The sequence below is a fragment of the Microcoleus sp. genome (assembly GCF_049646505.1).
Classification (GTDB): Bacteria; Cyanobacteriota; Cyanobacteriia; order Cyanobacteriales; family Microcoleaceae; genus Microcoleus.
In genome coordinates this window covers 1-3905 of the sequence record NZ_JBARVX010000206.1, presented here as the reverse complement: position 1 = coordinate 3905, position 3905 = coordinate 1, and the positions used below count along the sequence as shown (strand labels likewise).

4 protein-coding genes and 1 pseudogene are annotated in these 3905 nt (G+C 46.9%); 3 read left to right on the top strand and 2 right to left on the bottom strand.

Annotated features, from left to right (window positions below):
• Nucleotides 1-231, bottom strand: a pseudogene (locus WBA89_RS11240) (deoxyribose-phosphate aldolase); the annotation flags it as partial.
• Nucleotides 232-549: 318 nt separating this feature from the next.
• On the opposite strand from WBA89_RS11240, the gene WBA89_RS11235 reads away from it, so the two are divergent.
• The 3 genes from WBA89_RS11235 (at nucleotide 550) to WBA89_RS11225 (ending at nucleotide 2498) form a co-directional block, all read left to right on the top strand.
• Complete coding sequence (locus tag WBA89_RS11235; protein ID WP_424406373.1) at nucleotides 550-912, top strand: hypothetical protein; 363 nt, start codon at nucleotides 550-552, stop codon at nucleotides 910-912.
• A 327-nt stretch (nucleotides 913-1239) separates the two neighbouring features.
• Nucleotides 1240-2262, top strand: coding sequence for a tetratricopeptide repeat protein (locus WBA89_RS11230; protein ID WP_424406371.1), 1023 nt, complete (start codon nucleotides 1240-1242; stop codon nucleotides 2260-2262).
• On the top strand, nucleotides 2259-2498 hold the full coding sequence (locus tag WBA89_RS11225) for a hypothetical protein (protein ID WP_424406369.1): 240 nt from the start codon (nucleotides 2259-2261) through the stop codon (nucleotides 2496-2498). Before WBA89_RS11230 ends, WBA89_RS11225 begins: the two co-directional genes overlap by 4 nt.
• 256 nt (nucleotides 2499-2754) lie before the next feature.
• Here WBA89_RS11225 and WBA89_RS11220 read toward each other — a convergent pair whose 3' ends face one another.
• A complete protein-coding gene (locus tag WBA89_RS11220) occupies nucleotides 2755-3549 on the bottom strand; it encodes a hypothetical protein (RefSeq protein WP_424406367.1) in 795 nt (264 codons plus the stop codon).
• Nucleotides 3550-3905: the final 356 nt, after the last annotated feature.

Sequence of the window (3905 nt, the reverse complement as noted above, 5' to 3'; positions counted from 1 at the left end):
TGAAGTCGAAGCACCAGTGGGAAAACCGATAACAGTGCAGACTTTGGGCTTTTTGCCGTGCAGCAATTGAACTGCTTGTCGGACGTAGGCGGGATACACGCACACTGTCGCAAACCCAAATCTCTCTGCTTGTTGGCAACAGTTTTCTACTTGCTCTGGCGTCGCAGTCGGGTCGATCAGGCCGTAGTCGATCGAGGGGGCAATATCGATGTCTGCCTGGTTTCGAGCCATTGTTGTTTATCCGAAGTAACTGCTTCCTTATTATGTAGCGAATTTACCCATTTTGTACTTTACTCCTAGTCCGATTGAGTACAAATACTCAATTCGCTGCTCGTAAAAACTCTGGCGGAAATTGGTTGATACATTTATTCCCAAAAAATATATTTTTGTATCTGCCTTTAGATACATTTTTAATCTTTCTTTAGGTATACTTTGTTAAATGGAGTTGCAGTAGAGCCTGCGCCAGCTAGGCCGTCTGGCTGAGCCCGATCGCAGTCACTGTTTTTACTCCTCCTTCTTGCTTTAAAAACATAACAGCCAGTGCTAAGCATGAATCATTTAGAACTCGAACAAGAAATTGGGAAGATGGCTAGGGCGATGATGACTCGCAATAGCTTAATTGGTAAAGATTTGATTGCCGATCTCAGAGAGCGGCTGTCTGTTGAAAGTGTCGCTGCTTTGATGATTGTCAGTATTGAACGTTTGATTTGGTCTGACGGCGAGTCGGTGATCTGGAGTTTGAGTTATTTGATTCCTGCTGACGTGATGGAAGAAATTCGCCGGATTACGGCGTTGATAGTTTGTCAGCGGTTGATGGGCAAGGGTTTTGTGCTGGGGAAGGATTTTAGTATTGATGCTGCTGGCAGGTTGTTGTTGAGCGAGACTGCTCAAACTGCGGTTGCGGTTGCTTGAATTTGGCAAGCAGAAGTTGGAGCCGCCAGCACTGTGGAATTTGCACTATTTCTGTAACTGCTTTTCCTAATTCGCGATGCGGTAATAGTTGCTTGACTCGCGCAGATTTCAGATTCGCAGGAGCTCCAACCAGTGATGAGTGCGGTTAGCCGAAAGAGCTTTTCGTCTTGGGAAAGTAGTTAGTTTCGACTGTCAATTGCTGAGGTTGTTACGGGCGGTTTGTACGGGCGATCGCCCTGTATCAAAATTTTCAGATTTTTAGTGGAATTACAGTTTAACTCCACAGATTGTTTGTGTAAACTCATCCCTAAGATAGATGCAAATATTATGAACTTAATCCAAAATCTGGAAGCTGCTTGGTATTACCATTTGGGTTCGCGCCACCTCGAAGCTAACGAAAACGATCGCGCTCTGGCCAACTTTAACAAAGCTGTGAAGTTGCAATCGGATCATTATCAGGCTTGGTTCGGGCGAGGCATGGCTTTGGGCAACTTAGAACGGCACTTAGAGGCCTTGAAAAGTTTTGATGAGGCTTTGGCGCTGCAGCCGAATGCGAGTTTTGGCTGGCACAACCGGGCGATAGCTTTAGGAAAGTTGGGCCGTTCTTTGGAGGCGCTCAACAGTTTTGACAGGGCTCTGGAGTTCAATCCCTGTTCGGCGAGTATTTGGCACAACCGGGGATTGACGCTGATCGATATGGGGCTTTACGATAAGGCGGTTCTGAGTTTCGATCGCTCTTTAAGTTTGGAGCCAGAGGTGGCTGGGGCGTGGTACAACCGAGGTAATGCTTTGTTGCAACTCAAGCTTTACCATCAGGCGCTCAACAGTTTCGATCGGGCGATCGAATTTAACCCAGACGATGCGAATGCTTGGTACAATCGCGGTCTGGCTGCTAACTCAATGGGACTTTACAAACAAGCAGTGGCTAGTTTTGGCCGATCGATCGCTCTGAAACCGGGCGGAACTGAAGCTGTGGGCGAACGCAGGGTAGCTTTGGCGAAATTAGTCGGTTTCAATCAGAGAAATGCCAAATTCACGCCCACATCTGAGCCTGCTGGTGAGGATTATTTGATTTGGTACAACTTGGGTGTAGAATTAGCGCGAAAATGTCGCTACTCGGAGGCGATTGCTTGCTACGAAACTACATTAGAAATCAACCCTAATTTTGCTAATGCTTTTTACAATCAAGCTTGCTGTTATGCTCTACTGGGATTTGTTGATTTGGCCCTTGACAATTTGCAGCGGGCTGTGGAGTTTATCCCTAATTTGTACCGAGAACTAGCTTTGGCTGATTCGGATTTAAGCTGCATTTGGAAACAAGAACGTTTTGAAGCTTTGATCCGAGGTTGAGAAGGAAGAAGGAAGAAGGAAGTTCGGCAACGAGCAATGTACGGGATGTAACGGATGTAACGGATGTAACGGATGTAAGTCCGTCGGAAGAAGGAAGAAGAACCCCCCCCTACCCCCCCCACGGGGGGAGGGAAGAAGGAAGTATTCGTAGTATTCGTAGGGTGCGTCGCGAGCGAAAATCCCTAATGAAAGATCGACAATCTCCTAGCGACGCACCTTACACAATACTGGAGTAAAAAACCCTCCGTTTCACTCTTGCCCAGCACTTCTGTTGTAGAAAAAATTTGTAAAAATGGTATAAACATCTCTCTCCCTCTTTCTCTCTTTTCTAGCTCCTCTGCGCCCTCTGCGCCCTCTGCGGTTAGTAAAAAAATCTGATTTACAAATCAAATATAATTGCTATGTACGCCACAAAAGCTCGCCAAATCTGCGAGCTTTTGTGGCCGGGCGACGGAAATTCGATCGCCCTCAAGAGTATTTTTGCCATATTTGCTAGCGCACAGAAACTTTGATGGAGGGCTTGACCGGCCTGTTGGCAACTACTAGCACCTTGTAAGTGCCGGATTCGGGAAGTTGAGCAAAAGTTTGACCTTCGCCTTGATCTAAGAGTTGTCCCGACGGAGATTCGATCGCCACATCAAGATTTTTCTTGCTAGAAGTCACCCTGATTGTTTGTCCCTGCTGTCCTTGAACTGTCAGGGCCTGAATTTGGTAGCCGGACATTTTCAGTTTGACTGTGGCTTCTTTTTCTCCGAATGCGATGGGCATTGCGCGATCGGGCCTGTAAGTCCACTTGGCGTTAAAATCGCGCCCGATGACAAAGCTGCTAGTCTCGCCTTTCGGGGTGACACGCAGGCGGTAGATTCCCGAATCTGGCAACTGGCCGATCCACTGGTTGTCGCTTTTTTCAATAACTCCCAGATTCTCACCGTTGGGGCTGTACAGTTCGGCTGTCAGTTGTCCCGCCCACAGCGAGAGAGTGAGTTCTCGCCCTTTAACGCCTTCAAAAATATAGGTGGTTGGTTGGTTGATAGTGGCTCGAATTTCCGAGGTAGACATTCGGGCGATGGGTTCTAGGTTGGCAACTGGGGCCGACGTAGCGGACATTGGATCGATCGGTTCTGCGTTAGCGACTAAGGTAGAAGTAGCGGGTTTATTAACAGTTTCTGTAATTTCCGAAGCAGTCATCCGATCGCTCGGTGCAATTTTTGGGGCGAGAGGGCTAGCAAATACTGATTTTGCGGTCATCATCAGTAGCATTCCAGTCAGTAAAATTAGTTTTTTCATGTCGCGCTTGGCAGAGGTAATAAGCTGTATATGGTTACTTGTGTTTGTCTGTTTTCACCGGATTAAATCTGGCAAAGTGCACTGAGGCAACAGCAGCATAGAGAATCGCATAAATATCCCGTACTTGCACAAAACCTGATGGTAGCAGGTTGGCAGTGCCGAAAGTCAGTAGCAGTCTCAGTTTGTCTGGACATTTAAATTATACTGCCTACACATAATATCATCCGAGAGTATTAGTAATTGGGTCGAGGAAAATTAAAGCTGTTTCCGAGAAATTTGTTAAAAAAATGCCCGCACCCAAAAAACGCAGTAAGCTGTTGCTCGTATAGATTGTGTATGGCGATGGAGGGGGAGAG

Excerpts from the sequence above, each read along its gene's own strand:
- WBA89_RS11220 (WP_424406367.1), bottom strand. The coding sequence starts at position 3,549 with ATGAAAAAACTAATTTTACTGACTGGAATGCTACTGATGATGACCGCA.
- WBA89_RS11235 (WP_424406373.1), top strand. The coding sequence starts at position 550 with ATGAATCATTTAGAACTCGAACAAGAAATTGGGAAGATGGCTAGGGCG.
- WBA89_RS11230 (WP_424406371.1), top strand. The coding sequence starts at position 1,240 with ATGAACTTAATCCAAAATCTGGAAGCTGCTTGGTATTACCATTTGGGT.